Source organism: Vibrio caribbeanicus ATCC BAA-2122 (assembly GCF_000165125.1).
GTDB lineage: Bacteria > Pseudomonadota > Gammaproteobacteria > Enterobacterales > Vibrionaceae > Vibrio > Vibrio caribbeanicus.
Window position 1 is genome coordinate 23,862 of sequence record NZ_AEIU01000099.1, and the last position, 26,240, is coordinate 50,101.

Genomic DNA, 26,240 nt, shown 5'->3' on the forward strand with positions numbered 1-26,240 from the left:
AATGCTCAATATCACACATTGCGAATCGACAAAATCCGGGTAAAGACTGCCTTTGTTACATTATGCGCGACAATATCAATAGCACCGGATCGCAATCATGAAGCATCGTCTTTCCCCACTGTCTTTAGCTCTTTTTGGTAGTTTGTTTGGTTTTACCTCTTCAGTGATGGCCGACACCATTAACCTAAGAGTCATCGAAACCACCGATATCCACGCAAATGTCATGGATTACGACTACTACAAAGGTAAGCCATCTCTCAAAATAGGATTAGCTCGCACGGCCACCTTAGTCAAACAGGCTCGCGCGGAAGTAGAGAACAGCGTCTTAGTAGATAATGGGGATCTTATTCAGGGAAGTCCTATGGGCGATTATATGGCAGCCAAAGGCATCAAAGCTGGCCAAGTCCATCCGGTCTATAAAGCTATGAATCAACTGAATTATGATGTCGGTAACATAGGAAACCATGAGTTTAATTATGGCTTGGATTTTTTAAAAGAATCTCTTAATGATGCCAATTTTCCTTACATTAGTGCCAATGTTTTTGATAAACAAACCGGTAAACATTACTTCAAGCCCTACATCATAAAAGACCACAGCTTCAAAGATACCAAGGGTAAAACGCACAACATTAAAGTCGGTTATATTGGTTTTGTTCCACCTCAAATTATGATTTGGGATAAGAAAAACCTGACAGGCAAAGTTTTCACCCAAGACATCAAAGAATCTGCGCAAGCGTTAGTCCCACAGATGAAAAAAGAGGGTGCGGATGTGATTATCGCGATTCCTCATTCTGGTATTTCCTCTGATCCATATCGACTTGGCGCTGAAAACTCCACTTACTACCTCGCCGATGTCCAAGGCATTGATGCGATCGCCTTTGGACACTCTCACGCGGTTTTTCCCGGAAAAGGATTTGATAATATCCAAGGTGTCGATAACCAGAAGGGCACAATAAATGATGTGGCAGCGGTTATGCCGGGCCGTTGGGGCAGTCACATTGGAGTCATTGACCTTGTGCTTGAAGAAAAAGAGGGTAAATGGCAAGTTGTAAACGGTCAGGCGAAAGCTCGCCCTATCTATGATAAGAAAAAGCAGACCTCACTTGCTGCTGCTGACCCTAATATTCATAAAGCACTTGCCTCAGATCATCAAGCAACACTTGATTTTGTCAACCAACCGCTCGGAAAAGCCAGCGATGTCATGTATAGCTTTTTAGCCTTAGTTCAGGATGACCCTACAGTGCAAATTGTTAACTTAGCGCAAAGGGATTACGTCGAGCGCTATATTCAAGGCGACCCTGATTTATCTGATCTCCCCGTCCTATCAGCCGCTGCTCCCTTCAAAGCCGGTGGACGCAAGAACGACCCGACTAACTTCACTCAGGTTGAAGCCGGTCAGCTCACATTCCGTAATGCCGCCGACCTTTACCTTTACCCCAATACGCTTGTTGCCTTAAAGATATCAGGAGCGCAAGTCAAAGAGTGGCTTGAATGCACTGCAGGCCAATTTAACCAAATTGACCTTCATCAGCCCAAGCCACAACAACTGATCAACTGGGACGGTTTTAGAACCTACAACTTCGATATTATTGATGGCGTAAACTATCAAATTGACGTCTCTCAACCTGCAAAATACGACAGTGACTGTCAGATAATTAACCCAAATGCACAACGTATCACAGGTCTCAGTTATCAAGGCAAACCGATCGATCTTAAACAAAACTTCTTAGTGGCATCGAACAACTACCGAGCCTACAGCAATAAGTTTCCCGGCACTGGTGCTGAGTTTATTGCCTTTGACTCACCCAATGAAAACCGTTCGATCATCGCCGACTACATCAGTAGAGTCAGTCAACGGGACGGCCAAGTAGTTCCGACGGCAGACAACAACTGGTCATTCGCACCAATCGAGTCAAAAACTCGACTCGATATACGCTTTGAAACCTCTCCAAGCCAGGCCGCAAATGATTTTATAGAACGTAAAGGTCAATACCCAATGAAACGCGTTGCGACCGATGATGTCGGCTTTGCAGTTTATAAAATTGATCTGCAACAATAATCTAACACTAGGTCACGACGAAGTCGTGACCTAACTTCTCTTATCATCTCAATAAACTGTTGTTATTACGATCAGATCCTAAAGCCAAGTCCTGACTCAAAACTGAGCAACATCACAGTATGCATATAGGCGCATTATTTGTTGCATCCTTCTTTGCTAGATTAAGCGATTATTTATGCTGTAATCTTAATGGGAACGTTTATGAATGGACTCATAATTCACACCTCTGTGGTGAGCTTAATCCTGTCAGCCATCATGTCGCATACGGTGTTGGCAAATACTGTCGAGCTGCGCATTATAGAGACAACCGACCTACATATGAGCCCGTCGAGTAGCGCCAACTCTAAGTTGATCTCCCCACAAATGGCAAACAGACAATTAATTAATAGAGTTAAACAGGCTCGTTCTCAGGCTAAAAATAGCTTACTCATCGATAACAGTGCCTTATTTCAAAACAGCCCCATCGGCAGTTATTTAGTCAAAAAAGGGCTTGCCCCAAATTTTAGCCAGCAGATTTTAGCCCTCAACTATGATGTCGGTAATGTTGGTAGCCATGAGTTCAAATATGGCTTAGATGCTTTGAAAAAAGCTGTTTCTACAGTAAGCCATCAGTATGTAAACGCTAACTTACTCGATATTAAAACCAAGGATTATCTCTTTAAGCCCTACCATATTAAAACTCATACAGTGACGGACAACGAGGGAAATCCGCAGCAAATTAAGATTGGTTATATCGGCTTTCTTCCAGAAAAAATAATGGACTGGAGCCAACAAAGCTTGCAAGGAAAAGTGGTCAATCAACAAACGCTCGAAGCAGCTCAGGCCTTGGTTCCCAAAATGAAGCAAGAAGGCGCGGATATTATTATTGCTATCCCCCACTACATTTCCGTCGACCCTTTCAACCTAAGTAAGGAAAGTGCACTTTATCAACTGACTGATATCAAGGGTATTGATGCAGTGGTGTTTGGTCATTCACACACGCTTTTTCCTGCTAATACTTTTGCTACCACCCAAGGAATAGACAAAAATAAAGGCACTATGAATGGAGTCCCTGTGATTATGCCAGGGCGCTTCGGCCATTATCTTGGTGTCATCGATTTAGTCATCGAAAAGCAATCGCAGCAGTGGCAAGTTACCCACAATCAAGCACGCTTAAGTGCAGTATTTGACGAAAAACTCAATCAGGACATAACACATAAGTCAGGCCTAGATCTCAACCAACACATAGCGACACTAGATGGGGAACTGTCTAATGTATTGTCATTTGTTCAAGATGAGCCTAATGTACAAATCGTCAACACAGCGCAAAAACACTACGTCAAACAAGTCACGAATAGCGACCCTGACTTTGCCGGATTACCGATTCTCTCTGCAAGCTCTCCCTTTCAATCAAAGCAGAGCACTAACCAATTTTTTTACTTAAACGCTGGTGAGATAGATCTCAATCAAGCACTGCAGCTCTACCCATACGACAATAAATTAGTGGTATTAAAAATTAACAGTCAAAACATCAAAGAGTGGCTAGAATGCTCGGCCAGTTTTTTTGAGCAAATTGACGCCGAAAGCCATCAGCCACAAACACTCACCAACCAACCACAGTTCCCAGCCTATCATTTTGATATTATCGATGGCATTAACTACCAAATTGATGTGAGTCAGCCTGCAAGATATAACGCACAATGTCAGCTTATCAACCCGACAGCAGAGCGAATCGTCAATGCCCATTTCAAAGGAAAACCTCTAGAGCGCAATCAATGGTATCTTCTTGCAACCAATAACTATCGCGCCTATGGCGGCAACTTCCCTGGCACAGGCAAAAACGCCGTGGTTATTGACAGCCCCTATGATAATCGCCTCATTGTCGCTGACTACATGCAGCGCCTCAATGCCAGCAAAGGTAGCATCCACTTCTCGGTAGATAACAACTGGTCATTAAAGCCCATTGAGTCAAAACACCCTCTCGACATTCGATTTCGAGCTCCCAAAAATAAGCTGGCAACTGAATTTATTCAGCGCCACAGCCACTATCCAATGACCTTATTAGAGAGCGAAGAAAAAGAGTGGAATGAGTATCGAATCCAGCTAATCCATAATCTGTGAAATTAAGCTCGATAGCCGAGTAACAACCTCGGTGATCGAGCAACATAAGTTCTTTTGGTTCAGGTCAGCACAGGCATTTCATCGTTAAATCAACTTTAAAGTGAGTACTCATTGATTGTCATTCAACTCGAACCTGTGACTCTGTTCTTGATCCCACACCTTGAAGTCACCTAGGTATACTGAGTTAAGATAGGCACAAAGAATTAACTCAGCGAACCTAAAGATGGAAGACTTTAACCGACAATTGGTGGAGAGTGGCTTTACTGAACCAGAGATCCAACAACTACTCGAAGTAACTCAACTATTAGAATTACCAACAAGGCATGTATTACTCAAGCAAGGCGAAGTCGCACAACATATTTTTTTCCTCAACCAAGGCTTATGCCACTCTGCTTACCTGACGGAAAATGGCAAAGAATTCAGTAAAGAATTTTATTGGCACCAAGAGTGGATCATTGGTTTTGAAAGCCTGATTAACCAAAGGCCCTCACCTTATATGCTCGAATCACTCACTCCCTGTTCAATACTTACCTTACCGATTGAAATACTACGAGAATGGCGTATACAAAAACGCGACATCTATTTGAAGTTAATTGAGCGCCAATTGATGCACAAAGAGAATAAAGAACGCTTCATGCTGCTTTACTCTCCTGAGCAACGCTATGATCTCTTTTGTCAGCACTATCCTGAACTTTTGGAGCGCCTCAATGATTATCAGATTGCCGCTTATTTGGGTATAACCCCCATTAGTCTCAGCCGAATCAAGAAACGTAGCCAAAATTAACAATTGTTAATGCTGACACTTGTTTGGCTTGATAGATTGTCATTCACCTTAGATAAAGTTGTTTAATTATGATCACATGGCAATTAAAAACCTTTGCTGAGCTCACAACAAAAGAGCTCTATCAATTACTCAAGCTACGAGTCAACATCTTCGTTGTCGAGCAGACTTGCCCCTATCCAGAGCTGGATGACAAAGATCATCAAGATGGTGTCTACCACTTACTTGGCTACGCAGACAATCAACTTGTTGCCAATGCACGTTTGCTGCCAGCTGGGATAAGTTTTGATTCTGTGAGTATCGGTAGAGTTGCTACACACAAAGAATACCGAGCAACAGGACTTGGACATCAGTTGATGCAACAAGCGATAATCCATTGTGAAAATTTATGGCCGGGCATCTCGATTGAAATTGGTGCTCAGCAGCACCTTACACCCTTTTATCAGCGACACGGTTTCATCCAAACATCTGAGATGTATCTTGAAGATGACATTCCCCATGTCGACATGAAGCTGAGCAAATAATCATGAATTTTAGCCCCACTTATGCTGCAATCTTGCTTCTCGTTGCTGGAAACTTGCTTGCATCCCTCTCTGATGTAGCGGTAAAACTGGTTGGGGGTGAGATTGCCACGTTTCAATATGTGTTTATTCGTCAACTGCTATCGACACTGGTTATTTTTCCACTCTGGTGGTTCCAACCTTCCAGCCTGCGCCCACTCGAAAAAGTGGCGTTGAACACTTTTCGCGCGCATCTTATCATTATTGGCAGTGGATGTATGGTGGTTGCTATTAGTCATTTGACGCTCGCAACCGCTAATGCGGTCTTTTATGCAGCACCTCTATTGATGTTACCTTTGTCCGTATTATTACTTGGAGAAATGCCCCATATTAAAACGATATTGGCAACAGGATTCGGCTTTATCGGGGTCTTAGTCGTTCTCAGACCTGATGAATTTCATTGGGCAGCTTTCTTTGCCTTAGGCACCAGTATCACTTTGGCACTATTCAACCTTACAGCTCGGCGTCTCCCTAAACGTCAAACCACCATCAGCACCTTATTTTGGACATCAGTACTTTCGTTACCAGTATCAGCAATACTGGCTTTTCTGTCATGGCAAGAAATCACTTGGTATCAAGTTGCTTTAATCCTAATCAGTGCTGGTTTAATACTTATGTATAATGGGTTGGCAGTCATAGCCTACCGAAAAGCGCCAGCAAACCAAATTGCATTGGCAGAAAACTCTGGGTTAGTTTTTGTAGTGATACTCGGAATAAGCTTATTTAGCGAAATACCGAGTGTGCTCACCCTCATAGGGATTTTGATGATTGTTGCGCCACTGTTGCCATGGAGAGCCATTATCAAACGCAGTAATTTTTACGGTTTACTGCGTCCAAAGCCGCCGTTGGATAAACGAAAAAACATCACTGACTGATCTTTTTTCTCTAACTGGAGAATATCCACACTACCATCTTTCTTAAGCTTATAGCGAACCAGTTGACCTTTCTTAATATGGCTTAGGGGTTTATCTTGGCCTTCAACTTTGACTAAAGCGTTTAGGTCTGACATAGGTAAACCATTGCTACGAAAGACTTGGGCCAACGTATCGCCACTTTGAACCGTATATTCATGCCAGGCTGCTAAAAGTATAGGATCCTGCTTCTCACTTTTTTGCTCACTCAAACTGCGTGTATTAATATCGATAGAGACACGTTCGGGTTCTGACTTCACATTGTTGTTTTCCTCTTTCTCTGATGAAGGAATGAATAACAAAATGATGAGAACGATAGTAATGATTAATATTCCACGACGGTGAAGTTGGGGCAAAACATGCCAATAGCTAATACTTTGTTCTTTGAGAGCCTGCCAGTCAATTTGTTTGACCATTTCCAAAACGACGTCGCTCGAAACTGGGTTTTGCTGCTTTTTTCTTTTTCTGCGATTCATCGCATTAGTACTCCCCACACCACTTAACTGCAAGTATAAAAACCCGTTTGCGCTGAGTACAGTGGTTTCGTGTGGAGAGAGTAAGAAGCATGCTAAAATTCAATAAAATATTATTAAACTTAGATCGCTATCTCACAAAGTGTTCTGATACACTTGATCGTCAAAGCAGCATTTGATCGCAACATGAATGCTGGTATCCTTATCTGTTCTAAACACTACACAAAGAGAGACATCATGTCTGAAGCTAAATTTGAAACTGTGGAACAAAAGGCAAGCTACGGTATCGGTCTACAAATGGGCCAACAACTTGCTGGTTCTGGTCTTGAAGGGTTAAACGTTGAATCTATTGCTGCTGGTATCGCTACAGCACTCGTTGGCGAGCAACCACAAATCGAGATTGATCAAATCAACGAAGCACTACAACAAATGCACTCTCGTGCTGAAGAAGTACGTCAAGAAGCAGCAAAAGTTGCAGCCGCGGACGGAGAAGCATTCTTAAAAGATAATGCACTTCGCTCAGAGATCACAGTACTTGAGTCTGGTCTTCAGTATGAGATCCTTAATGCCGGTACTGGTGAGATCCCAACTGCGGAAAGCCAAGTCCGCGTTCACTACCATGGTGAGTTAACCGACGGTACAGTTTTTGATAGTTCTGTATCACGTGGTCAGCCTGCTGAATTCCCAGTAACGGGCGTTATTAAAGGTTGGGTTGAAGCACTGCAGCTTATGCCTGTTGGTTCTAAATGGAAGCTCTACATTCCTCAAGACCTTGCATATGGTGAGCGTGGTGCTGGTGCAGCGATCCCTCCTTATGCAGCACTTGTCTTTGAAGTTGAATTACTCGATATCCTGTAATCCAATTCAATAAAAGCAGCGCTAGCGCTGCTTTTTTATAATTGCCGTTAACTTTCCAAAAACTTAGAATTTGGCAAAATATCAGCATAAAAAAAGCCGAGCATAAGCTCGGCTTTTTTTCATTTCGAACCTGATTACTCAGCAGCTTCTTCAGCAGCTGGGCGATCTACAAGCTCAATGTAAGCCATTGGAGCTTTATCACCAGTACGGAAACCAGCTTTTAGGATACGAGTGTAACCGCCCTGACGAGCAGCAAAACGTGGACCTAGTTCGTTAAATAGTTTTGCAACTACTTCGTTGTCACGAGTACGTGCAAATGCTAGACGACGGTTAGCAACGCTGTCAGTCTTAGCTAGTGTAATCAAAGGCTCAACTACGCGACGTAGCTCTTTTGCTTTTGGCAATGTAGTCTTGATGACTTCATGACGTACAAGAGAGCTAGCCATGTTGCTGAACATCGCTTTACGATGTGAGCTGTTGCGGTTGAGTTGACGACCACTCTTACGATGGCGCATGACCTAATCCTTCTAACTATTATCGATTAATCTTCAGCGATAGACGCTGGTGGCCAATTTTCTAGGCGCATACCTAGAGATAGACCACGTGATGCAAGTACGTCTTTGATCTCTGTAAGAGATTTTTTACCAAGGTTAGGCGTTTTAAGTAGCTCAACCTCAGTACGCTGTACAAGATCACCGATGTAGTGAATCGCTTCTGCTTTTAGACAGTTAGCAGAGCGAACTGTTAGTTCAAGATCGTCTACAGGACGCAGTAGGATTGGATCGAATTCTGGCTTCTCTTCCTTCTCCTCAGGTACACGTACATCACGGAGATCTACGAACGCATCCAATTGCTCAGCAAGAATTGTTGCTGCACGACGGATAGCTTCCTCAGGGTCAAGAGTACCGTTTGTTTCCATATCGATGACAAGTTTGTCTAAGTCAGTACGCTGCTCTACACGAGCTGCTTCAACTGAGTAAGCAATCTTGTCTACTGGGCTGTAAGTAGCGTCTACCAGTAGGCGACCAATAGGACGCTCATCTTCTTCAGTATGGATACGCGCCGAAGCTGGAACATAACCACGACCACGTTCTACTTTGATGCGCATTGCAATCTCAGCATTGTCATCCGTTAGGTGACAAATAACGTGTTCAGGGTTAGCGATCTCTACATCACCATCATGGGTGATGTCACCTGCAACCACAGGGCCCGAGCCTGATTTGTTCAACGTGATGAACACTTCATCTTTGCCTTCGGCAACGCGTACAGCTAGACCTTTAAGGTTAAGTAGGACTTCAAGAATATCTTCTTGAACACCTTCTTTAGTACTGTACTCATGAAGTACGCCTTCGATTTCTACTTCTGTCACAGCACAACCTGGCATAGAAGATAGAAGAATACGTCGAAGCGCATTACCAAGAGTATGGCCAAAACCACGCTCTAATGGCTCAAGAGTTACTTTTGCGTGAGTCGTGCTAACTTGTTCAATGTCAACAAGACGTGGCTTAAGAAATTCTGTTACAGAACCCTGCATTGTGTCCTCTCTTTAGTTTAAACCTTACTTAGAGTAAAGCTCGACGATCAATTGTTCGTTGATGTCAGCAGATAGATCTGAACGCTCAGGCAAACGCTTGAACGTAGCTTCCATCTTACTACCATCTACTTCAATCCAAGTTGGTTTTTCACGTTGTTCAGCAACTTCTAGAGCCGCTTTGATACGAGACTGCTGTTTAGCTTTCTCGCGAATAGAAACAACATCATTTGCCGCTACTTTGAAAGAAGGAACGTTTACAACTTTACCGTTAACTAGGATAGCTTTGTGACTAACTAGCTGACGTGCTTCTGCGCGAGTTGCACCAAAGCCCATGCGGTAAACTACGTTATCAAGACGACCTTCAAGAAGTTGAAGTAGGTTTTCACCAGTGTTGCCTTTTAGACGAGCAGCTTCTTTGTAGTAGTTATGGAATTGTTTTTCTAGAACGCCGTACATACGACGAACTTTTTGCTTCTCACGAAGCTGAACGCCATACTCAGATAGACGACCGCGACGAGCGCCGTGTACACCTGGTGCGTTATCAATTTTACACTTGGTATCGATCGCGCGTACACCAGACTTAAGGAATAAGTCAGTACCTTCGCGACGGCTAAGCTTCAGCTTAGGACCCAAATATCTTGCCATGATCTTTCTCCAATTATCCTAGAAACGTTATACGCGACGTTTCTTAGGTGGACGACAACCGTTATGAGGGATTGGTGTCGCATCAACGATGTTCGTAATGCGGAAACCAGCAGCGTTCAGTGCGCGAACAGTAGATTCACGACCTGGACCTGGACCCTTAACCATAACTTCCAAGTTCTTTAGACCGTACTCTTTAGCCATTTCAGCGCAACGCTCAGCAGCAACCTGTGCAGCGAACGGTGTAGACTTACGAGAGCCACGGAAACCTGAACCACCTGCAGTAGCCCAAGCTAATGCATTACCTTGACGGTCAGTGATGGTAACGATTGTGTTGTTGAAAGAAGCATGGATGTGCGCAACGCCATCTGCAACTTGCTTGCGTACGCGCTTACGAGCGCGAGTTGGTTGTTTAGCCATTGTACTCTACCTTCCCGATTATTTCTTGATCGGCTTACGCGGACCCTTACGGGTGCGAGCGTTGGTTTTAGTACGCTGTCCACGTAGTGGTAGACTGCGACGATGACGAAGACCACGGTAACATCCAAGGTCCATTAGACGCTTGATGTTCATGGATACTTCACGACGTAGATCACCTTCTACAGTGTATTTAGCTACACCATCACGCAGTTGATCGATCTGCTCTTCAGTTAGTTCACTGATCTTAACACTTTCAGCAATACCCACTTCAGCTAGAATAGCTTGAGAACGAGTTTTACCGATACCGTAGATCGCAGTTAGTGCGATTACAGCATGTTTTTGATCAGGAATGTTAATGCCTGCAATACGGGCCATTATTCACTCCTAGTGTTTCATAAAAGAATTAGCCGCAGCAAAGCCCGTTTCGGATACGCTGCGGGATACTACTTCTTTTGCACGCAAAAGGTAGGCCGAGCAATATACTCAACACTACCTTATATTTCAAGTAAAAATTTCTGCTTATTAGCCTTGGCGCTGCTTGTGCTTTGGCTCACTGCAAATCACGCGAACGACACCGTTACGCTTGATAACTTTACAGTTACGGCAGATTTTTTTAACGGAAGCACGAACTTTCATTGCTAAACTCCGTAATAAAATCTGAGTACTAGTGCCGAGTTATCGGCCATAGCCTTTCAGATTCGCTTTCTTTAACACAGAATCATACTGTTGAGACATCAGATGAGTCTGTACCTGTGCCATAAAGTCCATGATAACAACCACTACGATAAGCAGTGATGTTCCGCCAAAGTAGAAACGAACGTTCCACGCGGCCATCATAAACTCCGGAATCAGACAGATAAATGTAATGTATAACGCACCGGCTAAGGTTAAACGAGTCATTACTTTATCAATGTATTTAGCTGTCTGCTCACCTGGGCGGATACCGGGTACAAATGCACCAGACTTCTTCAAGTTATCCGCTGTCTCTCTTGGGTTGAAAACCAACGCCGTATAGAAGAAACAGAAGAAAATAATCGCTGCCGCATATAGCATTACATACAGAGGTTGACCTGGGCTAAGAGCCAATGACACGTCAGTTAACCAACCAAACGCGCTGCTCTGGCCACCTTGACCGAACCACTGTGCCAATGTTCCTGGGAACAGTATAATGCTTGATGCAAAGATTGCTGGAATTACACCTGCCATATTTATTTTCAATGGCAAATGAGTGCTTTGTGCAGCAAATACCTTACGACCTTGTTGACGCTTTGCGTAGTTAACAACGATTCTACGTTGACCACGCTCCATGAAAACAACGAAGTAGATAACTGCAAAAGACAATACAGCAATCAACAACAGAAGAAGTACATGCAAATCACCTCGTTTCGCTTGATCGATTGTTTGACCGATTGCCGAAGGCAACCCAGCAACAATACCTGCAAAAATCAGTAGTGAAATACCATTACCAATTCCACGCTCTGTAATTTGTTCACCTAACCACATCAGGAACATGGTACCGGTTACTAAACTTACGGTAGCAATAAGTGTAAACATGGTTTGATCGATAACGACCAGATTTTCGACCATGTTTGGTAGACCTGTTGCAATACCAATAGCTTGGAGTGTTGCAAGTACAAGCGTGCCATAACGCGTATATTGGCTTATCTTACGACGGCCTGCTTCACCCTCTTTCTTGAGCTCAGCTAACGCAGGATGGACTACAGTTAGCAGTTGGACAACAATGGAAGCCGAAATATACGGCATGATGCCCAACGCTAATATAGATGCACGCTCAAGAGCACCACCAGAAAACATGTTGAACATGTCTACGATGGTACCCGCCTGCTGATCGAACAAGTCGGCAAGCACAGCAGCGTCAACACCAGGAATCGGCACGAAAGAGCCTGCTCGGAATACTAAAAGTGCACCAATTACGAATAATAAGCGCGACTTTAGCTCACTTAAGCCGCTCTGAGCACTACGAAAATCTTGTCCTGGTTTCTTAGCCATCTGTACCTCGCTCCTCGAGATTATTCCTCGATTTTACCGCCTGCAGCTTCGATTGCAGCTTTAGCGCCTTTAGTCACACGTAGACCTTTAACAGTCACTGCTTTGTTAATTTCACCAGATAGAACAACTTTTACAAATTCAATGTTCTTAGTGATTACGTTTGCAGCTTTAAGACTGTTTAGATCAACCACGTCACCAGTTACCTTCGCTAGCTCAGCTAGACGAACTTCAGCAGACACTAGGCTCTTACGAGAAGTGAAGCCGAATTTTGGTAAACGTTGTTTCAAAGGCATTTGACCACCTTCAAAACCTGGACGAACACTGCCGCCAGAACGTGATTTTTGACCTTTGTGACCACGGCCACCTGTTTTACCCAGGCCAGAGCCGATACCGCGACCTACGCGTTTAGCAGTAGTCTTAGCACCTGCAGCCGGTGATAGAGTATTCAAACGCATTATGATTACTCCTCAACTTTAACCATGTAGAAAACTTTATTGATCATGCCGCGCACGCACGGAGTATCTTCAAGTTCTACAGTGTGGTTGATTTTACGAAGGCCCAAACCTTTCAAACACGCTTTGTGCTTAGGTAGACGACCAATTGAGCTTTTAGTTTGAGTTACTTTAATAGTTGCCATTGTGTTCTTACTCCGAAATAGATTCAACAGTTAGACCACGTTTAGCAGCAACCATTTCTGGCGACTTCATGCTACCTAGCGCATCGATCGTAGCACGAACGATGTTGATAGGGTTCGTAGAACCGTATGCTTTAGATAGTACGTTGTGTACGCCAGCAACTTCTAGTACTGCACGCATCGCACCACCGGCGATAACACCCGTACCTTCTGCAGCAGGCTGCATGTAAACTTTAGAGCCCGAATGGCGACCTTTCACTGGGTGGTGAAGAGTGCCTTCGTTAAGCGCGATCGTAGTCATGTTACGACGTGCTTTTTCCATTGCTTTTTGAATCGCTGCAGGTACTTCACGGGCTTTGCCGTAACCGAAACCTACGCGACCGTTACCGTCACCAACAACTGTTAGTGCAGTAAAGCTCATGATTCGACCACCTTTAACCGTTTTTGATACACGGTTAACTGCGATTAGCTTTTCTTGCAAATCATTCGCTTGAACTTGTTGTTCTTTAGCCATCTTCCAACCCTACCTTAGAATTTCAGACCAGCTTCGCGAGCAGAATCTGCTAGCGCCGCCACTCGACCGTGGTATTGGAAACCAGAACGATCAAATGCAACTGAGTCAACGCCTTTTTCAAGCGAACGCTCTGCAATAGCTTTACCTACTGCTTTTGCTGCATCGATGTTACCAGTGTTCTTAACTTGCTCACGGATCGCTTTTTCTACAGTAGAAGCTGCTGCGATAACCTCAGAGCCGTTCGCTGCAATAACCTGAGCGTACACGTGACGAGGAGTACGGTGTACTACTAGGCGAGTTGCACCCAGTTCTGCAATCTTACGACGTGCACGTGTAGCACGACGGATGCGAGATGCTTTCTTATCCATAGTGTTACCTTACTTCTTCTTAGCTTCTTTAGTACGCTCATTTTCATCTGCGTAACGAACACCTTTACCTTTATAAGGCTCAGGCTCACGGTAAGAACGAATGTCAGCCGCAACCTGACCAACTAATTGCTTATCACAACCAGAGATCACGATTTCAGTTTGGCTTGGACATTCAGCTTTAATACCCGCTGGCAATTCATGCTCAACTGGGTGAGAGAAGCCTAATGTTAGGCCTACAGCGTTGCCTTTAATAGCAGCACGGTAACCAACACCTTTTAGAGTTAGCTTCTTCGTAAAGCCTTCAGTAACACCCACAACCATGTTGTTTACTAGAGCACGAGCAGTACCTGCTTGAGCCCATGCATTAACAACACCGTCGCGTGGACCGAAAGTTAGATTGCTTTCTTCCTGAGCTACAACTACCGCATCGTTAAGAACGCGTGATAGTTCGCCTTTAGCACCTTTTACAGTGATTTCTTGGCCGTTTAGTTTCACCTCTACGCCAGCTGGAATAGCGACAGGTGCTTTAGCAACACGAGACATATTCTACTCCTATTACGCTACGTAGCAGATGATTTCACCACCAAGACCTGCTTTACGTGCAGCACGGTCTGACATGAGACCCTTGGAAGTTGAAACAATAGCAACCCCAAGACCACCCATTACAGAAGGAAGATTATCTTTCTTCTTGTAAACGCGTAGACCTGGACGAGAAACTCGCTTAAGTTGCTCGATTACTGGTTTAGCTTGGAAGTACTTAAGAGTAACTTCTAGCTCAGGTTTAACTTCGCCTTCAACAGCGAAATCAGTGATGTAACCTTCAGCTTTTAATAGTGCAGCAATTGCAACTTTAAGCTTTGAAGAAGGCATTTTAACAGCAACTTTATTTGCTGCCTGACCGTTACGAACGCGGGTCAGCATATCCGAAATCGGATCTTGCATGCTCATATGATTTACTCCAAATGATTAAGTGGCAATTACCAGCTAGCCTTACGAAGACCCGGAATCTCGCCTTTCATGCAAGCTTCACGAACCTTAATACGGCTTAGACCGAACTTACGTAGGTAACCGTGTGGACGACCAGTTTGGTTACAACGGTTGCGCTGACGTGATGCACTTGAATCACGTGGAAGAGTCTGCAATTTAAGAACTGCGTCCCAACGATCTTCTTCTGATGCGTTTACATCGCTGATGATAGCTTTTAGCGCCGCACGCTTTTCAGCGAACTTAGCTACTAGCTTCGCACGCTTTACTTCACGTGCTTTCATTGAATTTTTAGCCATAACAGTAACCCTTCACCTTACTTACGGAATGGGAAGTTAAAGGCAGCCAGCAGAGCACGGCCTTCCTCATCAGTACCAGCAGACGTCGTAATAGTGATGTCTAGACCGCGTACTCTATCAACTTTATCAAAGTCGATTTCCGGGAAGATGATTTGCTCGCGAACGCCCATGCTGTAGTTACCGCGTCCGTCAAAAGACTTAGCGCTAACGCCACGGAAGTCACGTACACGTGGAAGAGCGATGTTAATTAAACGCTCAAGAAAATCCCACATACGTTCGCCACGCAAGGTTACTTTACAACCGATAGGGTAGCCTTCACGGATTTTGAAACCTGCAACAGATTTACGCGCTTTAGTGACAAGTGGCTTTTGACCAGAAATGATCGCCATGTCAGCTGCTGCGTTTTCTAGCAGTTTCTTATCGTTGATTGCTTCACCAACACCCATATTTAGGGTGATTTTCTCGATTCTAGGGACTTGCATGACGCTTGTGTAGCTGAACTCTTTGGTAAGTTCAGCGACTACAGACGACTTGTAGTAATCATGCAGTTTCGCCATAGTAGAACTCCAAATTACTTCTATTAGTTAGAAACGATTTCGTTGTTAGACTTAAAGAAACGAACTTTCTTACCATCTTCGAAACGGAAACCGATACGGTCAGCTTTACCAGTAGCTGCGTTGAAAACTGCAACGTTAGAAACATCAATTGCCGCTTCCTGCTCAACGATACCACCTTGGGTGCCTAGAGCTGGAACTGGTTTTTGGTGTTTTTTAACTAAGTTGATACCTTCAACGATAACTTTACCAGTTGCTAGAACCTTAGTTACTTTACCTTTCTTGCCTTTGTCTTTACCAGCAAGAACGATTACTTCGTCATTACGACGGATTTTAGCTGCCATCTTACGTGCTCCTTACAGAACTTCTGGAGCCAGTGAAACGATCTTCATGAACTTATCGCCACGAAGTTCACGAGTCACAGGACCAAAGATACGTGTACCGATTGGTTGCTCAGTGTTGTCATTTAACAATACGCAAGCATTACGGTCGAAGCGAATGACAGAACCGTCTGGACGACGTACGCCTTTACGGGTGCGAACTACCACCGCCTTCAGTACATCACCTTTTTTAACTTTACCGCGAGGAATTGCTTCCTTAACCGTAATCTTGATGATGTCACCGATATGTGCATAACGGCGGTGAGAGCCACCCAGAACCTTAATACACATTACGCTGCGAGCGCCTGAGTTATCAGCTGCGTCAAGCATACTTTGCATTTGGATCATGTTAGTGCTCCGCTAAATATATAAAAAAACTAGACCCTCACGGGTCGGGCTGCCTCTTTAAAAGGGACGCGAATTGTACCACCCTTTTTTATAATTGGGTAGTCAAAAAATAAACGGCCCCAAAATTTATTTTTGGGGCCGTTTTTGTTCATAGAATTAGAAAGATTAAATCTTCGCTTTTTCCAGAACTTTCACCAAAGTCCAAGACTTAGTCTTAGACAGTGGACGACACTCTGCGATTTCAACTTTGTCGCCTAGGCCACAATCGTTGTTCTCGTCATGTGCGTGTACTTTAGTCGTACGCTTTACGTATTTACCGTAAATTGGGTGTTTCACCATGCGTTCGATAGCAACAACGATAGACTTATCCATCTTGTCGCTAACAACACGACCTTGTTGAGTACGTTTTACTTCGCTCATTATGCGCCTGCCTTCTCAGTCAAAACAGTTTTCACACGTGCGATATCACGGCGCACAGCTTTCAGAGTATGAGTTTGCTGAAGCTGACCAGTTGCAGCTTGCATACGCAAGTTGAACTGTTCACGTAGCAAATTCAATAGCTCAGCGTTAAGCTCTTCAACGCTTTTCTCGCGTAGATCTTGTGCTTTCATCACATCACCTGCTTAGTTACAAATGTAGTTTTGAATGGCAGTTTACGAGCCGCTAGACGGAACGCTTCACGAGCCAATTCTTCAGGTACACCACCCATTTCGTACATTACCTTTCCAGGTTGGATTTGGGCTACCCAGTACTCAACGTTACCTTTACCCTTACCCTGACGAACTTCAAGTGGCTTTTCTGTGATAGGCTTATCTGGGAACACACGGATCCAGATTTTACCTTGACGCTTAACGTGACGTGTCATCGCACGACGTGCCGCTTCGATTTGACGAGCAGTTAGACGACCACGGCCAGTAGCTTTAAGACCGAATTCGCCGAAGCTTACATCAGTACCTTTAGCTAGACCACGGTTACGACCTGTCTGAACCTTACGGAACTTAGTACGTTTAGGTTGTAGCATCTGTCGACTCCTTACTTACGGCCTTTGCGCTGCTTCTTAGGCTTATCGCCTTTAGGCTCTACAGCATTAGCTGCTGGCATACCGCCTAGAATCTCACCTTTGAAGATCCAAACTTTAATGCCGATCACACCGTATTGAGTGTGAGCCGAAGAAGTTGCGTAATCAATGTCAGCACGTAGAGTGTGTAGAGGTACACGACCTTCACGGTACCACTCTGAACGTGCAATTTCAGCGCCGCCTAGACGACCACTTACTTCTACTTTGATACCCTTAGCACCTAGACGCATTGCATTTTGTACCGCGCGCTTCATAGCACGACGGAACATAACACGACGCTCTAGCTGAGACGCGATGCTATCACCAACAAGCTGTGCATCTAACTCAGGCTTACGTACTTCAGCGATGTTAATTTGCGCTGGTACACCTGCAATTTTAGCTACAGCTGTGCGTAGTTTTTCTACGTCTTCACCTTTCTTACCGATAACAACGCCTGGACGAGCAGTGTGAATAGTCACACGGATGCTCTTAGCAGGACGCTCGATAACGATACGTGATAATGATGCTTTTTTCAGTTCACTTGTAAGGAACTGACGTACCTTGAAGTCGCCGTCTAGGTTGTCAGCGAAATCTTTGGTATTAGCAAACCATGTAGCATTCCAAGGCTTAACGATGCCTAGACGAATACCATTAGGATGTACTTTTTGACCCATTGCTTACTCTCCTAGTCTCTTAGCGATCTGCTACAACAACAGTGATGTGGCTTGAACGCTTCAAGATACGATCCGCACGACCTTTAGCACGAGGCATAATACGCTTCATGATAGGGCCTTCATCTACGAAGATTTTTGCGACATTTAGATCGTCAATATCTGCGCCTTCATTATGCTCCGCGTTAGCGATAGCTGACTCAAGAACTTTCTTAATTAGATCAGCAGCTTTTTTGTTGCTGAACGTTAAGATTTCTAGAGCCTGGTCTACAGACTTACCACGAATTTGATCCGCAACTAAGCGTGCTTTCTGAGGCGAAATGCGAGCAAAGTTATGTTTAGCTAGTGCTTCCATCATCTACTCCTTAACGCTTCTTAGCTTTCTTATCCACGACGTGGCCGCGGTAAGTACGAGTTGGTGCGAATTCACCCAGTTTGTGACCGATCATTTCTTCAGTTACAAATACTGGTACGTGCTGACGACCATTATGGACAGCGATGGTCAAACCGATCATCGTAGGGATGATCATTGAACGACGGGACCAAGTCTTAATAGGCTTTTTGTCTCCGCTTTCCACCGCTTTCTCTACCTTCTTCAGCAAGTGTAGGTCAATAAATGGACCTTTCTTGAGAGAACGTGGCATGGCGATTCCTCTTTATATAGATTACTTGTTACGACGACGTACGATGTACTTGTCGGTGCGTTTGTTCTTACGAGTCTTGAAGCCTTTAGTTGGCTGACCCCATGGTGAAACTGGGTGACGACCACCAGATGTACGGCCTTCACCACCACCGTGTGGGTGGTCTACTGGGTTCATCACAACACCACGAACGGTTGGACGAACACCACGCCAGCGGTTAGCACCAGCTTTACCAAGTTCACGTAGCATGTGCTCAGAGTTACCAACTTCACCGATTGTTGCACGGCCTTCAGAAAGTACTTTGCGCATTTCGCCAGAACGTAGACGGATAGTTACGTATGCACCGTCGCGAGCAACGATTTGAGCATATGCACCAGCCGAACGAGCTAGCTGACCACCTTTACCAGGCTTAAGTTCAACGTTATGTACTGTCGAACCTACTGGGATGTTACGCATTGGAAGTGCGTTACCAGCTTTAATTGGTGCATCAGCACCAGACTGGATAGCATCACCAGCTTGAACACCTTTAGGTGCTAGGATGTAACGACGCTCACCGTCTGCGTACAGAACTAGAGCGATGTTAGCGCTACGGTTTGGATCGTATTCTAGACGCTCAACTTTCGCTGGGATACCGTCTTTAGTACGTTTGAAGTCAATTACACGGTAATGGTGCTTGTGACCACCGCCGATGTGACGTACTGTAATACGACCGTTGTTGTTACGACCACCATTCTTAGAGTTTTTCTCTAGAAGAGGTGCGTACGGCTTGCCCTTGTGTAGGTCAGCGTTAACAACTTTAACAACGTGACGACGACCAGGGGAAGTCGGCTTACATTTAACAATAGCCATTTCTCAACTACTCCTGTTATTCCGCGCCGCCAACGAAGTCAAGATCTTGACCTTCTTTCAAAGTAACATACGCCTTTTTAACGTCGCTGCGGCGACCTTGGCGTAGACCTTGACGTTTGGTCTTACCCTTAGTGATAAGAGTATTTACAGACTTAACTTCAACTTCAAATAGCTTTTCTACAGCTGCTTTGATCTCTTTTTTAGTAGCATCTGTTGCTACTTTGAAAACGATAGTGTTCGCTTTCTCAGCAGTCATAGTTGCTTTTTCAGAGATGTGCGGAGCACGTAGAACTTTTAGGATACGCTCTTCAGTGATCATGCTAGCATCTCCTCAACTTGCTTAACTGCGTCTGCAGTCATTACAACTTTGTCGAACGCGATCAGTGAAACTGGATCGATACCAGCTGCATCACGAGCGTCAACTTTGTATAGGTTACGAGCTGCTAGGAATAGATTCTCATCTACTTCACTAGTCACGATAAGCGCGTCTGTTAGCTCAAGCTCTTTCAGCTTAGCGACAAGCTCTTTAGTTTTTGGTGCTTCTACTGAGAAGTTATCAACAACGATTAGACGCTCTTGACGAACAAGCTCAGAAAGAATGCTCTTCATAGCACCACGGTACATTTTCTTGTTAACTTTTTGGCTGTGATCTTGTGGTTTCGCAGCAAAAGTAACACCACCTGTACGCCAGATTGGGCTACGGATTGTACCAGCACGTGCACGGCCAGTACCTTTTTGACGCCATGGCTTAGCGCCACCGCCAGAAACTTCTGAACGTGTTTTTTGAGCACGAGTACCTTGACGAGCACCTGCTGCGTACGCAACAACTACTTGGTGTACAAGAGCTTCGTTAAACTCACGTCCGAAAGTAGTTTCGGAAACAGTTAGTGCATCAGCACCTTTAACCATTAGTTCCATTACTTACTCCTGAGACGTTATGCTTTAACAGCTGGTTTAACGATCACGTTGCCACCTGTTGAGCCAGGGACTGCACCTTTGATAAGAAGCAGATTGCGCTCAGCGTCAACACGTACGATCTCTAGGTTTTGAGTCGTTACACGCTCAGCACCCATGTGACCTGCCATTTTCTTGCCTTTAAATACGCGACCTGGAGTCTGACATTGACCGATAGAACCAGGAGCACGGTGAGACAATGAGTTACCGTGAGTCATATCTTGAGTACGGAAGTTCCAACGCTTAACTGCGCCTTGGAAACCTTTACCTTTAGATGTACCAGTAACGTCTACTTTCTTAGTATCGTTGAACAATTCAACGGTTAGCTCAGAGCCAACTGCGAATTCTTCACCGTTTTCCAAACGGAATTCCCAAAGACCGCGACCAGCTTCAACACCTGCTTTCGCGAAGTGACCTGCTTCTGGCTTAGTTACGCGGTTAGCTTTCTTAGCACCAGTAGTAACCTGAATTGCTGCGTAGCCGTCTGTTTCAAGTGTTTTCACTTGAGATACACGGTTAGCTTCAACTTCAACTACAGTTACTGGGATAGAAACGCCTTCTTCAGTAAATACGCGGGTCATGCCCACTTTACGACCGATTAGACCAATCATTCTTCTAATCTCCCTTAACCTAGGCTAATTTGAACGTCAACGCCCGCAGCAAGGTCTAGACGCATTAGAGCATCAACAGTTTTGTCTGTTGGCTCAACGATGTCGATTAGACGCTTGTGAGTACGAATTTCGTACTGGTCACGTGCTTTCTTGTTAACGTGTGGAGAGATAAGAACTGTGAAACGCTCTTTACGAGTAGGTAGTGGGATTGGACCACGAACCTGTGCGCCAGTGCGCTTAGCTGTTTCAACGATTTCCGCTGTAGAAGCATCGATCAATTTGTAATCGAAAGCTTTTAGGCGGATACGGATGCGTTGGTTCTGCATGAGACAGAGCTCCAATATTAAAAATTACACAAACAATATCGCCACTCAGACTCGTAAGAACGAGAGAATGCCGATTGATTCATGTGAAACCGTAGCATCCAAGATTAGGATGCATTGTCAGTTAATTTTCGATTAACTACCCCTACGTGTCAGAGTCACCTCTGAGAATAGTTATTCCGAAGAATAGATAGCTAATTGTATTAACCGCGAACATAAGCTGAGTTTACATTACCTGAAATATCATAGTGATATTCCAGCTCCTCGCTGCTCATTGGTTCACAACTGGCTTAACCAGTGGGCTGCATTATACAGATCACAAATTGACATGCAAGCCCTGTTTGATAAATAAGCTTGGTGATTTTGTTATCAGGCGCATAAAAACAAGAGGTAAGGTTCTAATAGGGCAATACAAGACAGCGCAGGTTACCCTGCGCCGAATGGTTATTGAGCGAGTCGCTGACGAACAGCTTCAAAAAGGCATACGCCCGAAGCAACCGAGACATTAAGGCTGGAAACAGTGCCAGCCATGGGGATTTTTATCAAATCATCGCATGTTTCACGAGTTAAGCGACGCATTCCATCGCCCTCTGCACCCATCACGATCGCTAGTGCACCGGTTAACTTTGCTTGATAGATATCTTGGGTTGCCTCACCAGCTGTTCCGACAAACCATACCCCTTGCTCTTGTAAAGCTCGCATAGTGCGCGCTAAGTTAGTGACCCTAATCAAAGGCACAGTTTCTGCAGCTCCACAAGCCACCTTACTCACAGTGGCATTGATGTTGGCCGATTTATCTTTGGGCACGATTACCGCCGCAACCCCTGCCGCATCGGCGTTACGAAGGCAAGCTCCTAAGTTGTGCGGATCAGTCACACCATCGAGAACCAGTAATAAAGGCGCAGTATGCTGAGCAATAATATTATCCAAATCATGTTCATTGAGTAGCTTGGCAGGCTTAACCCTGGCCATAATCCCCTGATGATTGGCTCCTTTTGCCTTATCATCAAGCGTTTTACGTGTCATTAACTGAATCGAAACGCCACATACCTGTAAATCATTAAGAATTGGCCTTAGACGATCATCTTGACGCCCTTTCAAAACAAACGCTTCGATAAAGCGCTCAGGTTCTCTTTCTAAAACGGCTTTTACGGCGTGAATACCATAAATAAACTCATTGCTCATTTAATAACCTATTTACTGCTTTTATTGCGCTTCTTTTTTACTGCGCTTGGTCTTTTTGGGTTTACTACCGGGCTTTTTCTTACGCGCCTTGGTTACTTTCGGCTTGTTAGGCTTACTTTTTGACTTAGTGCCGCTCGGTGGCTTGGTTGGCTCAACTTGGGGACTGGCTGATTTAGCCGACTTATTTCCCTTAGTTGCTGCCCTTTTTTTCTCTTTGGCTTTTCTTTTCGCTTCAGCAACACGCTTTTTCGCCGTTTTGCCTTCGCCGCGTAGCTTACGACTTGTTTCCACTAATTCAAAGTCAATTTGACGATCATCAAGGTTCACAGAAAGAACTTTGACTTTGACCGCATCACCAAGACGGTAGATAGCGCCAAAGCTTTCACCTATTAATCTCTGTCCAATAGGGTCAAATTGATAGTAATCGTTCGCTAAAGCTGAAATATGTACTAGACCATCGATATGAAGCTCACTCAAACGAACAAAGAAACCAAAGCCTGTTACATTCGCGATTACACCATCGAGCTCTTCTCCGACATGGTCTTGCATGTATTCACATTTTAACCAATCAGAGACCTCGCGCGTTGCATCATCTGCTCTACGTTCAGTCATGGAGCACTGCTCACCGTAAAAGTCCATGTCATCAAAGGAATAATGGAAACCTCCGGTTGGTGTCCAGCGCTCTTTGAGCGTGCCCTGCTCTTTGGCGATTAGGTACTTGATGGCTCGATGAAGAAGTAAATCTGGGTAGCGGCGAATCGGAGAAGTAAAGTGTGCATAGCGCTTTAAGGCCAGGCCAAAGTGACCACAGTTATCAGCGTTATAAACCGCTTGTTTCATTGAACGCAACAGCATAGTTTGAATCAGTTCTTTATCCTGGCGCTCTGAAATCTGTTTAACGAGATCGGCATAATCTGTAGGGGATGGTTCAAGACCACCATTGAGATGAAGTCCCAATTCTCCTAAGAAATCTCTAAAGCCTTGCAGTTTCAATTCCCCAGGTGATTCATGAATTCGGTATAGAGCAGGCTCCTTTGCCTTTTCAACCAGAGAGGCAGACGCGATGTTGGCTAAAATCATACATTCTTCAATGATCTTATGCGCATCATTGCGAATTACGGGCTCAATACTATCGATCTTTCTTTCAGCGTTAAAAATAAACTTAGTCTCAACCGTCTCAAATTCGATAGCACCGCGGTGGTCTCTTGAACGCTTGAGGACTTTATACATCTTGTGCAACTGTTCCAGGTGAGGCACTAGAGGTTCGTATCGTTCTCTAAGCTCCTCATTACCCTCAAGAATATCATTAACCTTACTGTAAGTTAGACGAGCATGTGAATTCATGACCGCTTCGTAGTGCTGGTAGCCTGAAAGTTTCCCTGTCTCTGAAATCGTCATCTCACAAACCATACACAAACGGTCAACTTGAGGATTAAGAGAGCATAAACCGTTGGATAATACTTCGGGTAACATAGGAACGACTTGAGAGGGGAAATAGACCGAGTTTCCGCGATTGATGGCCTCTTTATCAAGTGCAGTGTCAGGACGAACGTAGTAACTCACGTCAGCAATAGCTACCCATAAGCGCCAGCCCCCGCTCTTTTTCTCTTCACAATAGACTGCATCATCAAAATCTCTGGCATCTTCACCATCTATAGTCACTAGAGGTAACTGTCTTAGATCAACTCTTCCCTCTTTCGCTTCTTCAGGCACTTCCTCACCTAGATTGGCAATTTGCTTATCGACTTCTACTGGCCACTCATGAGGGATTTGGTGAGTACGAATCGCGATTTGTGTTTCCATACCAGGTGCCATATTCTCACCTAGAACTTCAACCACTTTCCCCATCATACCTCGTGAGCGCTCTCCTCTATCGGTAATGTTAATAACCACGACATTCCCCATACGCGCCCCTGCACGTTCTTCGTTAGGAATCAAAATATCTTGGCTGATACGAGAATCGTCAGGGACCACATACGAATAACCGTACTCAGTGAAGAAACGACCTACGATTTGCGTTTGCCTTTCTTCAATAACTCGAACAAGTCGGCCCTCTTTACGCCCTCTCTTGGAGTTTTCGGTTGGTTGAACTAAAACAAAATCACCATGCAAAATGGTTTTCATTTGGTGGTGAGGCAAAACAATATCTGCGTCTTTACCTATGCTACCTTCTGGTCGAACCCAGCCGTGTCCATCTTTGTGCCCAATGACATAGCCTTTGATCATTTCTAACTTTTCAGGCAAGGCATAGCATTGCCTTCGCGTAAAGACTAATTGACCGTCTCTTTCCATCGCCCTCAAACGTCGGCGCAAGCCTTCATAATGATCTTCTCCCTTTAATTTGAGTGCTTCAAAAAGATCATTGCGATTCATAGGAACCCCGACGTTTGCTAAAAATTCAAGAATGAATTCTCGGCTGGGGATAGGATTTTCATAATTTTCCGATTCACGCTCAGCAAAAGGATCATTATGGATATTGTCTGACATAGGCACGCCTAATTAAGAAGGAAGGGTAATAAAGGTTAGTATATCCGACTGTCGTCGGAACCTACAGGTAAGTCGCTTTAATTTCGAGATTTTTGCTATGGGGCATCACCTAATAAGTCATAAATACTGGATTCGTTTGCTTCTTGAACAACAAAAACACCACTACCGTTTATTAGGCTCTTAGCTGATTAGTGAAAGGTGGGAACGTATATTACCAAAAGACATCGCGCATTTTAGCCCTTGCAACGATATTCTGTGGCATTCTTAATTCCAAACCCTGCCTGAGACGACTGATCCTCTTATGCATTCTCTGGTCTGCGGTCACAGAGTTATACAACCAACGATAAGTATCCTCATAATCAAGAGGGCTACCATAGTCACGAAGAAGGAGTTCAGCAAGGTGGATAGTCGCATTCAAATTACCCATCGCCGCCGCTTCTCGCAAATAAGGAATGGCTCGTTCCTTGTCTTGTTGCACTAAGGTTCCACGCGAATAATAACGTCCAAGCTGCTCTAGAGCGGCCGGTAATCCTTGATGAGCAGCACTTTGAATGTAATAAAGCCCAAGCTCAATATCTTTATCAACGCAGACCCCCCAAGCGAGCATGTCACCATAGAGAAACTCATAGGATGGCAGGCTGATACGCGTCGCTCGCGCAACAATGTCTTCCACCAATTGGCATTTGTCCTCTTGGACACGCTCAAGATGTTGATTATTATTTATGAGTTTAATTAGTTCTGCTTCTGTATATATCGGTATCGGCTTACCTATATCATCCGATACGTCTTCCGCTCGGGCTAGGCATGCCGTCAATATGAATACCATCGAAGCCACTAATTTTATTAGCTTCATTCTCTGCACTCTTTGCTACTATTCTCGATATGACTCTTAGGTCAACTCCTGCCCCGCCCATAAACTGGCAAGTATAAATTTGCTATCGGCAACAAATGTTAACTCTTTAATCAAAATTGCCGCTCTAGGGCAAATTGTTGCCACAAAAATGATTATTGACAAGAAAAATAATACAAAAAA

At 44.5% G+C, this 26,240-nt stretch carries 38 protein-coding genes; 6 read left to right on the forward strand and 32 right to left on the reverse strand.

Annotated elements, in window-relative coordinates; translation table 11 throughout:
• Positions 1 to 97 precede the first annotated feature (97 nt).
• The 5 genes from RH40_RS16945 (at position 98) to RH40_RS16965 (ending at position 6,375) form a co-directional block, all read left to right on the forward strand.
• Positions 98 to 2,059: a bifunctional 2',3'-cyclic-nucleotide 2'-phosphodiesterase/3'-nucleotidase gene (locus RH40_RS16945; RefSeq protein WP_009602899.1), complete on the forward strand. Its 1,962-nt coding sequence runs from the start codon at positions 98 to 100 to the stop codon at positions 2,057 to 2,059.
• A gap of 201 nt (positions 2,060 to 2,260) precedes the next feature.
• Positions 2,261 to 4,159 (forward strand): bifunctional 2',3'-cyclic-nucleotide 2'-phosphodiesterase/3'-nucleotidase, encoded by a 1,899-nt coding sequence (locus RH40_RS16950; RefSeq protein WP_009602900.1) that lies wholly within the window; start codon positions 2,261 to 2,263, stop codon positions 4,157 to 4,159.
• Between the two features lie 223 nt (positions 4,160 to 4,382).
• Entirely contained in the window at positions 4,383 to 4,943 is a 561-nt protein-coding gene (locus tag RH40_RS16955) for a Crp/Fnr family transcriptional regulator (RefSeq protein WP_009602901.1), read from the forward strand.
• A gap of 68 nt (positions 4,944 to 5,011) precedes the next feature.
• Entirely contained in the window at positions 5,012 to 5,464 is a 453-nt protein-coding gene (locus RH40_RS16960) for a GNAT family N-acetyltransferase (protein ID WP_009602902.1), read from the forward strand.
• A 2-nt stretch (positions 5,465 to 5,466) separates the two neighbouring features.
• Positions 5,467 to 6,375, forward strand: coding sequence for a DMT family transporter (locus RH40_RS16965; RefSeq protein WP_009602904.1), 909 nt, complete (start codon positions 5,467 to 5,469; stop codon positions 6,373 to 6,375).
• Here RH40_RS16965 and RH40_RS16970 read toward each other — a convergent pair.
• Positions 6,318 to 6,887 (reverse strand): LysM-like peptidoglycan-binding domain-containing protein, encoded by a 570-nt coding sequence (locus RH40_RS16970; RefSeq protein ID WP_039954895.1) that lies wholly within the window; start codon positions 6,885 to 6,887, stop codon positions 6,318 to 6,320. The genes RH40_RS16965 and RH40_RS16970 overlap by 58 nt on opposite strands.
• 234 nt (positions 6,888 to 7,121) lie before the next feature.
• On the opposite strand from RH40_RS16970, the gene bamJ reads away from it, so the two are divergent.
• Entirely contained in the window at positions 7,122 to 7,742 is a 621-nt protein-coding gene (gene bamJ / locus RH40_RS16975; RefSeq protein WP_009602906.1) for a BamJ family beta-barrel-assembly machinery protein, read from the forward strand.
• A gap of 134 nt (positions 7,743 to 7,876) precedes the next feature.
• Here the strand turns inward: bamJ and rplQ are convergent, their stop codons facing one another.
• From rplQ to motX, 31 genes are all read right to left on the reverse strand, one after another.
• A complete protein-coding gene (rplQ, locus tag RH40_RS16980) occupies positions 7,877 to 8,257 on the reverse strand; it encodes a 50S ribosomal protein L17 (protein WP_004410405.1) in 381 nt (126 codons plus the stop codon).
• A gap of 26 nt (positions 8,258 to 8,283) precedes the next feature.
• Positions 8,284 to 9,276: a DNA-directed RNA polymerase subunit alpha gene (locus tag RH40_RS16985; protein WP_009602907.1), complete on the reverse strand. Its 993-nt coding sequence runs from the start codon at positions 9,274 to 9,276 to the stop codon at positions 8,284 to 8,286.
• A 24-nt stretch (positions 9,277 to 9,300) separates the two neighbouring features.
• The gene (gene rpsD / locus RH40_RS16990) at positions 9,301 to 9,921 is read right to left on the reverse strand and encodes a 30S ribosomal protein S4 (protein ID WP_009602908.1); all 621 of its coding nucleotides are present in this window, start codon (positions 9,919 to 9,921) and stop codon (positions 9,301 to 9,303) included.
• A gap of 27 nt (positions 9,922 to 9,948) precedes the next feature.
• Positions 9,949 to 10,338, reverse strand: a complete 390-nt coding sequence (gene rpsK / locus RH40_RS16995) for a 30S ribosomal protein S11 (RefSeq protein WP_001118870.1) — start codon at positions 10,336 to 10,338, stop codon at positions 9,949 to 9,951.
• Positions 10,339 to 10,356: 18 nt separating this feature from the next.
• Entirely contained in the window at positions 10,357 to 10,713 is a 357-nt protein-coding gene (rpsM, locus tag RH40_RS17000) for a 30S ribosomal protein S13 (RefSeq protein ID WP_009602909.1), read from the reverse strand.
• A gap of 147 nt (positions 10,714 to 10,860) precedes the next feature.
• Positions 10,861 to 10,974 (reverse strand): 50S ribosomal protein L36, encoded by a 114-nt coding sequence (rpmJ, locus tag RH40_RS17005; RefSeq protein ID WP_000868186.1) that lies wholly within the window; start codon positions 10,972 to 10,974, stop codon positions 10,861 to 10,863.
• A gap of 39 nt (positions 10,975 to 11,013) precedes the next feature.
• On the reverse strand, positions 11,014 to 12,348 hold the full coding sequence (gene secY / locus RH40_RS17010; RefSeq protein WP_009602912.1) for a preprotein translocase subunit SecY: 1,335 nt from the start codon (positions 12,346 to 12,348) through the stop codon (positions 11,014 to 11,016).
• A gap of 20 nt (positions 12,349 to 12,368) precedes the next feature.
• Positions 12,369 to 12,803: a 50S ribosomal protein L15 gene (gene rplO / locus RH40_RS17015; protein ID WP_004410426.1), complete on the reverse strand. Its 435-nt coding sequence runs from the start codon at positions 12,801 to 12,803 to the stop codon at positions 12,369 to 12,371.
• A 5-nt stretch (positions 12,804 to 12,808) separates the two neighbouring features.
• Positions 12,809 to 12,985 carry a 50S ribosomal protein L30 gene (gene rpmD, locus RH40_RS17020; protein ID WP_006963207.1) on the reverse strand — a complete coding sequence of 59 codons (177 nt, stop codon included), beginning with the start codon at positions 12,983 to 12,985 and terminating at the stop codon, positions 12,809 to 12,811.
• Between the two features lie 7 nt (positions 12,986 to 12,992).
• Positions 12,993 to 13,496, reverse strand: a complete 504-nt coding sequence (gene rpsE / locus RH40_RS17025; protein ID WP_004745894.1) for a 30S ribosomal protein S5 — start codon at positions 13,494 to 13,496, stop codon at positions 12,993 to 12,995.
• Between the two features lie 14 nt (positions 13,497 to 13,510).
• Positions 13,511 to 13,864: a 50S ribosomal protein L18 gene (gene rplR, locus RH40_RS17030; protein WP_009602913.1), complete on the reverse strand. Its 354-nt coding sequence runs from the start codon at positions 13,862 to 13,864 to the stop codon at positions 13,511 to 13,513.
• Between the two features lie 9 nt (positions 13,865 to 13,873).
• Positions 13,874 to 14,407 carry a 50S ribosomal protein L6 gene (gene rplF / locus RH40_RS17035; RefSeq protein ID WP_009602914.1) on the reverse strand — a complete coding sequence of 178 codons (534 nt, stop codon included), beginning with the start codon at positions 14,405 to 14,407 and terminating at the stop codon, positions 13,874 to 13,876.
• Positions 14,408 to 14,419: 12 nt separating this feature from the next.
• Positions 14,420 to 14,812, reverse strand: coding sequence for a 30S ribosomal protein S8 (rpsH, locus tag RH40_RS17040; RefSeq protein ID WP_009602915.1), 393 nt, complete (start codon positions 14,810 to 14,812; stop codon positions 14,420 to 14,422).
• A gap of 29 nt (positions 14,813 to 14,841) precedes the next feature.
• Positions 14,842 to 15,147, reverse strand: coding sequence for a 30S ribosomal protein S14 (rpsN, locus tag RH40_RS17045; RefSeq protein ID WP_009602916.1), 306 nt, complete (start codon positions 15,145 to 15,147; stop codon positions 14,842 to 14,844).
• Positions 15,148 to 15,164: 17 nt separating this feature from the next.
• Positions 15,165 to 15,704 (reverse strand): 50S ribosomal protein L5, encoded by a 540-nt coding sequence (gene rplE / locus RH40_RS17050; RefSeq protein ID WP_009602917.1) that lies wholly within the window; start codon positions 15,702 to 15,704, stop codon positions 15,165 to 15,167.
• A gap of 23 nt (positions 15,705 to 15,727) precedes the next feature.
• Positions 15,728 to 16,045: a 50S ribosomal protein L24 gene (gene rplX, locus RH40_RS17055; RefSeq protein WP_009602918.1), complete on the reverse strand. Its 318-nt coding sequence runs from the start codon at positions 16,043 to 16,045 to the stop codon at positions 15,728 to 15,730.
• Positions 16,046 to 16,057: 12 nt separating this feature from the next.
• Positions 16,058 to 16,429, reverse strand: a complete 372-nt coding sequence (gene rplN / locus RH40_RS17060; protein ID WP_009602919.1) for a 50S ribosomal protein L14 — start codon at positions 16,427 to 16,429, stop codon at positions 16,058 to 16,060.
• A gap of 165 nt (positions 16,430 to 16,594) precedes the next feature.
• Complete coding sequence (rpsQ, locus tag RH40_RS17065; RefSeq protein ID WP_009602920.1) at positions 16,595 to 16,849, reverse strand: 30S ribosomal protein S17; 255 nt, start codon at positions 16,847 to 16,849, stop codon at positions 16,595 to 16,597.
• Positions 16,849 to 17,040, reverse strand: coding sequence for a 50S ribosomal protein L29 (gene rpmC, locus RH40_RS17070; RefSeq protein WP_004410456.1), 192 nt, complete (start codon positions 17,038 to 17,040; stop codon positions 16,849 to 16,851). The genes rpsQ and rpmC overlap by 1 nt, the downstream gene beginning before the upstream one ends.
• A complete protein-coding gene (gene rplP, locus RH40_RS17075) occupies positions 17,040 to 17,450 on the reverse strand; it encodes a 50S ribosomal protein L16 (RefSeq protein WP_004410459.1) in 411 nt (136 codons plus the stop codon). The genes rpmC and rplP overlap by 1 nt, the downstream gene beginning before the upstream one ends.
• Before the next feature lie 11 nt (positions 17,451 to 17,461).
• Positions 17,462 to 18,160, reverse strand: a complete 699-nt coding sequence (gene rpsC, locus RH40_RS17080; protein WP_004745879.1) for a 30S ribosomal protein S3 — start codon at positions 18,158 to 18,160, stop codon at positions 17,462 to 17,464.
• 19 nt (positions 18,161 to 18,179) lie between these two features.
• A complete protein-coding gene (rplV, locus tag RH40_RS17085) occupies positions 18,180 to 18,512 on the reverse strand; it encodes a 50S ribosomal protein L22 (RefSeq protein WP_004745877.1) in 333 nt (110 codons plus the stop codon).
• A 10-nt stretch (positions 18,513 to 18,522) separates the two neighbouring features.
• A complete protein-coding gene (gene rpsS / locus RH40_RS17090) occupies positions 18,523 to 18,801 on the reverse strand; it encodes a 30S ribosomal protein S19 (protein WP_004745876.1) in 279 nt (92 codons plus the stop codon).
• Between the two features lie 21 nt (positions 18,802 to 18,822).
• Positions 18,823 to 19,647: a 50S ribosomal protein L2 gene (rplB, locus tag RH40_RS17095; RefSeq protein ID WP_009602921.1), complete on the reverse strand. Its 825-nt coding sequence runs from the start codon at positions 19,645 to 19,647 to the stop codon at positions 18,823 to 18,825.
• A 16-nt stretch (positions 19,648 to 19,663) separates the two neighbouring features.
• Entirely contained in the window at positions 19,664 to 19,966 is a 303-nt protein-coding gene (rplW, locus tag RH40_RS17100; protein WP_009602922.1) for a 50S ribosomal protein L23, read from the reverse strand.
• Entirely contained in the window at positions 19,963 to 20,565 is a 603-nt protein-coding gene (rplD, locus tag RH40_RS17105; protein ID WP_009602923.1) for a 50S ribosomal protein L4, read from the reverse strand. Before rplD ends, rplW begins: the two co-directional genes overlap by 4 nt.
• A gap of 17 nt (positions 20,566 to 20,582) precedes the next feature.
• Positions 20,583 to 21,212: a 50S ribosomal protein L3 gene (gene rplC, locus RH40_RS17110; protein ID WP_009602924.1), complete on the reverse strand. Its 630-nt coding sequence runs from the start codon at positions 21,210 to 21,212 to the stop codon at positions 20,583 to 20,585.
• Between the two features lie 14 nt (positions 21,213 to 21,226).
• Positions 21,227 to 21,538, reverse strand: a complete 312-nt coding sequence (gene rpsJ, locus RH40_RS17115) for a 30S ribosomal protein S10 (protein ID WP_004410492.1) — start codon at positions 21,536 to 21,538, stop codon at positions 21,227 to 21,229.
• A gap of 441 nt (positions 21,539 to 21,979) precedes the next feature.
• Positions 21,980 to 22,720, reverse strand: a complete 741-nt coding sequence (rlmB, locus tag RH40_RS17120; protein ID WP_009602925.1) for a 23S rRNA (guanosine(2251)-2'-O)-methyltransferase RlmB — start codon at positions 22,718 to 22,720, stop codon at positions 21,980 to 21,982.
• A gap of 21 nt (positions 22,721 to 22,741) precedes the next feature.
• The gene (rnr, locus tag RH40_RS17125; protein ID WP_009602926.1) at positions 22,742 to 25,207 is read right to left on the reverse strand and encodes a ribonuclease R; all 2,466 of its coding nucleotides are present in this window, start codon (positions 25,205 to 25,207) and stop codon (positions 22,742 to 22,744) included.
• A 211-nt stretch (positions 25,208 to 25,418) separates the two neighbouring features.
• Positions 25,419 to 26,060 (reverse strand): flagellar protein MotX, encoded by a 642-nt coding sequence (gene motX / locus RH40_RS17130; RefSeq protein WP_009602927.1) that lies wholly within the window; start codon positions 26,058 to 26,060, stop codon positions 25,419 to 25,421.
• Between the last annotated feature and the right edge of the window lie 180 nt (positions 26,061 to 26,240).

What these genes read in the sequence shown, in the direction of transcription:
- rpmC (WP_004410456.1), bottom strand. Translation starts at nt 17,040, where the DNA reads ATGAAAGCACAAGATCTACGCGAGAAAAGCGTTGAAGAGCTTAACGCT.
- rpsN (WP_009602916.1), bottom strand. Translation starts at nt 15,147, where the DNA reads ATGGCTAAAAATTCAATGAAAGCACGTGAAGTAAAGCGTGCGAAGCTA.
- rpsC (WP_004745879.1), bottom strand. Translation starts at nt 18,160, where the DNA reads ATGGGTCAAAAAGTACATCCTAATGGTATTCGTCTAGGCATCGTTAAG.
- RH40_RS16960 (WP_009602902.1), top strand. Translation starts at nt 5,012, where the DNA reads ATGATCACATGGCAATTAAAAACCTTTGCTGAGCTCACAACAAAAGAG.
- rpmD (WP_006963207.1), bottom strand. Translation starts at nt 12,985, where the DNA reads ATGGCAACTATTAAAGTAACTCAAACTAAAAGCTCAATTGGTCGTCTA.
- rpsJ (WP_004410492.1), bottom strand. Translation starts at nt 21,538, where the DNA reads ATGCAGAACCAACGCATCCGTATCCGCCTAAAAGCTTTCGATTACAAA.
- rpsM (WP_009602909.1), bottom strand. Translation starts at nt 10,713, where the DNA reads ATGGCCCGTATTGCAGGCATTAACATTCCTGATCAAAAACATGCTGTA.
- RH40_RS16950 (WP_009602900.1), top strand. Translation starts at nt 2,261, where the DNA reads ATGAATGGACTCATAATTCACACCTCTGTGGTGAGCTTAATCCTGTCA.
- rplF (WP_009602914.1), bottom strand. Translation starts at nt 14,407, where the DNA reads ATGTCTCGTGTTGCTAAAGCACCTGTCGCTATTCCAGCTGGCGTAGAG.
- rpsQ (WP_009602920.1), bottom strand. Translation starts at nt 16,849, where the DNA reads ATGAGCGAAGTAAAACGTACTCAACAAGGTCGTGTTGTTAGCGACAAG.
- rplO (WP_004410426.1), bottom strand. Translation starts at nt 12,803, where the DNA reads ATGCGTTTGAATACTCTATCACCGGCTGCAGGTGCTAAGACTACTGCT.
- rplR (WP_009602913.1), bottom strand. Translation starts at nt 13,864, where the DNA reads ATGGATAAGAAAGCATCTCGCATCCGTCGTGCTACACGTGCACGTCGT.
- RH40_RS16955 (WP_009602901.1), top strand. Translation starts at nt 4,383, where the DNA reads ATGGAAGACTTTAACCGACAATTGGTGGAGAGTGGCTTTACTGAACCA.
- rpsE (WP_004745894.1), bottom strand. Translation starts at nt 13,496, where the DNA reads ATGGCTAAAGAACAACAAGTTCAAGCGAATGATTTGCAAGAAAAGCTA.
- rpsS (WP_004745876.1), bottom strand. Translation starts at nt 18,801, where the DNA reads ATGCCACGTTCTCTCAAGAAAGGTCCATTTATTGACCTACACTTGCTG.
- RH40_RS16985 (WP_009602907.1), bottom strand. Translation starts at nt 9,276, where the DNA reads ATGCAGGGTTCTGTAACAGAATTTCTTAAGCCACGTCTTGTTGACATT.
- rlmB (WP_009602925.1), bottom strand. Translation starts at nt 22,720, where the DNA reads ATGAGCAATGAGTTTATTTATGGTATTCACGCCGTAAAAGCCGTTTTA.
- rplX (WP_009602918.1), bottom strand. Translation starts at nt 16,045, where the DNA reads ATGGCAGCTAAAATCCGTCGTAATGACGAAGTAATCGTTCTTGCTGGT.
- bamJ (WP_009602906.1), top strand. Translation starts at nt 7,122, where the DNA reads ATGTCTGAAGCTAAATTTGAAACTGTGGAACAAAAGGCAAGCTACGGT.
- rpsD (WP_009602908.1), bottom strand. Translation starts at nt 9,921, where the DNA reads ATGGCAAGATATTTGGGTCCTAAGCTGAAGCTTAGCCGTCGCGAAGGT.
- rplE (WP_009602917.1), bottom strand. Translation starts at nt 15,704, where the DNA reads ATGGCGAAACTGCATGATTACTACAAGTCGTCTGTAGTCGCTGAACTT.
- rplD (WP_009602923.1), bottom strand. Translation starts at nt 20,565, where the DNA reads ATGGAACTAATGGTTAAAGGTGCTGATGCACTAACTGTTTCCGAAACT.
- rpsK (WP_001118870.1), bottom strand. Translation starts at nt 10,338, where the DNA reads ATGGCTAAACAACCAACTCGCGCTCGTAAGCGCGTACGCAAGCAAGTT.
- RH40_RS16970 (WP_039954895.1), bottom strand. Translation starts at nt 6,887, where the DNA reads ATGAATCGCAGAAAAAGAAAAAAGCAGCAAAACCCAGTTTCGAGCGAC.
- rpmJ (WP_000868186.1), bottom strand. Translation starts at nt 10,974, where the DNA reads ATGAAAGTTCGTGCTTCCGTTAAAAAAATCTGCCGTAACTGTAAAGTT.
- rpsH (WP_009602915.1), bottom strand. Translation starts at nt 14,812, where the DNA reads ATGAGCATGCAAGATCCGATTTCGGATATGCTGACCCGCGTTCGTAAC.
- rplN (WP_009602919.1), bottom strand. Translation starts at nt 16,429, where the DNA reads ATGATCCAAATGCAAAGTATGCTTGACGCAGCTGATAACTCAGGCGCT.
- rplC (WP_009602924.1), bottom strand. Translation starts at nt 21,212, where the DNA reads ATGATTGGTCTAATCGGTCGTAAAGTGGGCATGACCCGCGTATTTACT.
- rplP (WP_004410459.1), bottom strand. Translation starts at nt 17,450, where the DNA reads ATGCTACAACCTAAACGTACTAAGTTCCGTAAGGTTCAGACAGGTCGT.
- secY (WP_009602912.1), bottom strand. Translation starts at nt 12,348, where the DNA reads ATGGCTAAGAAACCAGGACAAGATTTTCGTAGTGCTCAGAGCGGCTTA.
- motX (WP_009602927.1), bottom strand. Translation starts at nt 26,060, where the DNA reads ATGAAGCTAATAAAATTAGTGGCTTCGATGGTATTCATATTGACGGCA.
- rplV (WP_004745877.1), bottom strand. Translation starts at nt 18,512, where the DNA reads ATGGAAGCACTAGCTAAACATAACTTTGCTCGCATTTCGCCTCAGAAA.
- rplQ (WP_004410405.1), bottom strand. Translation starts at nt 8,257, where the DNA reads ATGCGCCATCGTAAGAGTGGTCGTCAACTCAACCGCAACAGCTCACAT.
- RH40_RS16945 (WP_009602899.1), top strand. Translation starts at nt 98, where the DNA reads ATGAAGCATCGTCTTTCCCCACTGTCTTTAGCTCTTTTTGGTAGTTTG.
- rplW (WP_009602922.1), bottom strand. Translation starts at nt 19,966, where the DNA reads ATGATCACTGAAGAGCGTATCCTAAAAGTTCTACGTGCTCCGCACATC.
- RH40_RS16965 (WP_009602904.1), top strand. Translation starts at nt 5,467, where the DNA reads ATGAATTTTAGCCCCACTTATGCTGCAATCTTGCTTCTCGTTGCTGGA.
- rnr (WP_009602926.1), bottom strand. Translation starts at nt 25,207, where the DNA reads ATGTCAGACAATATCCATAATGATCCTTTTGCTGAGCGTGAATCGGAA.
- rplB (WP_009602921.1), bottom strand. Translation starts at nt 19,647, where the DNA reads ATGGCTATTGTTAAATGTAAGCCGACTTCCCCTGGTCGTCGTCACGTT.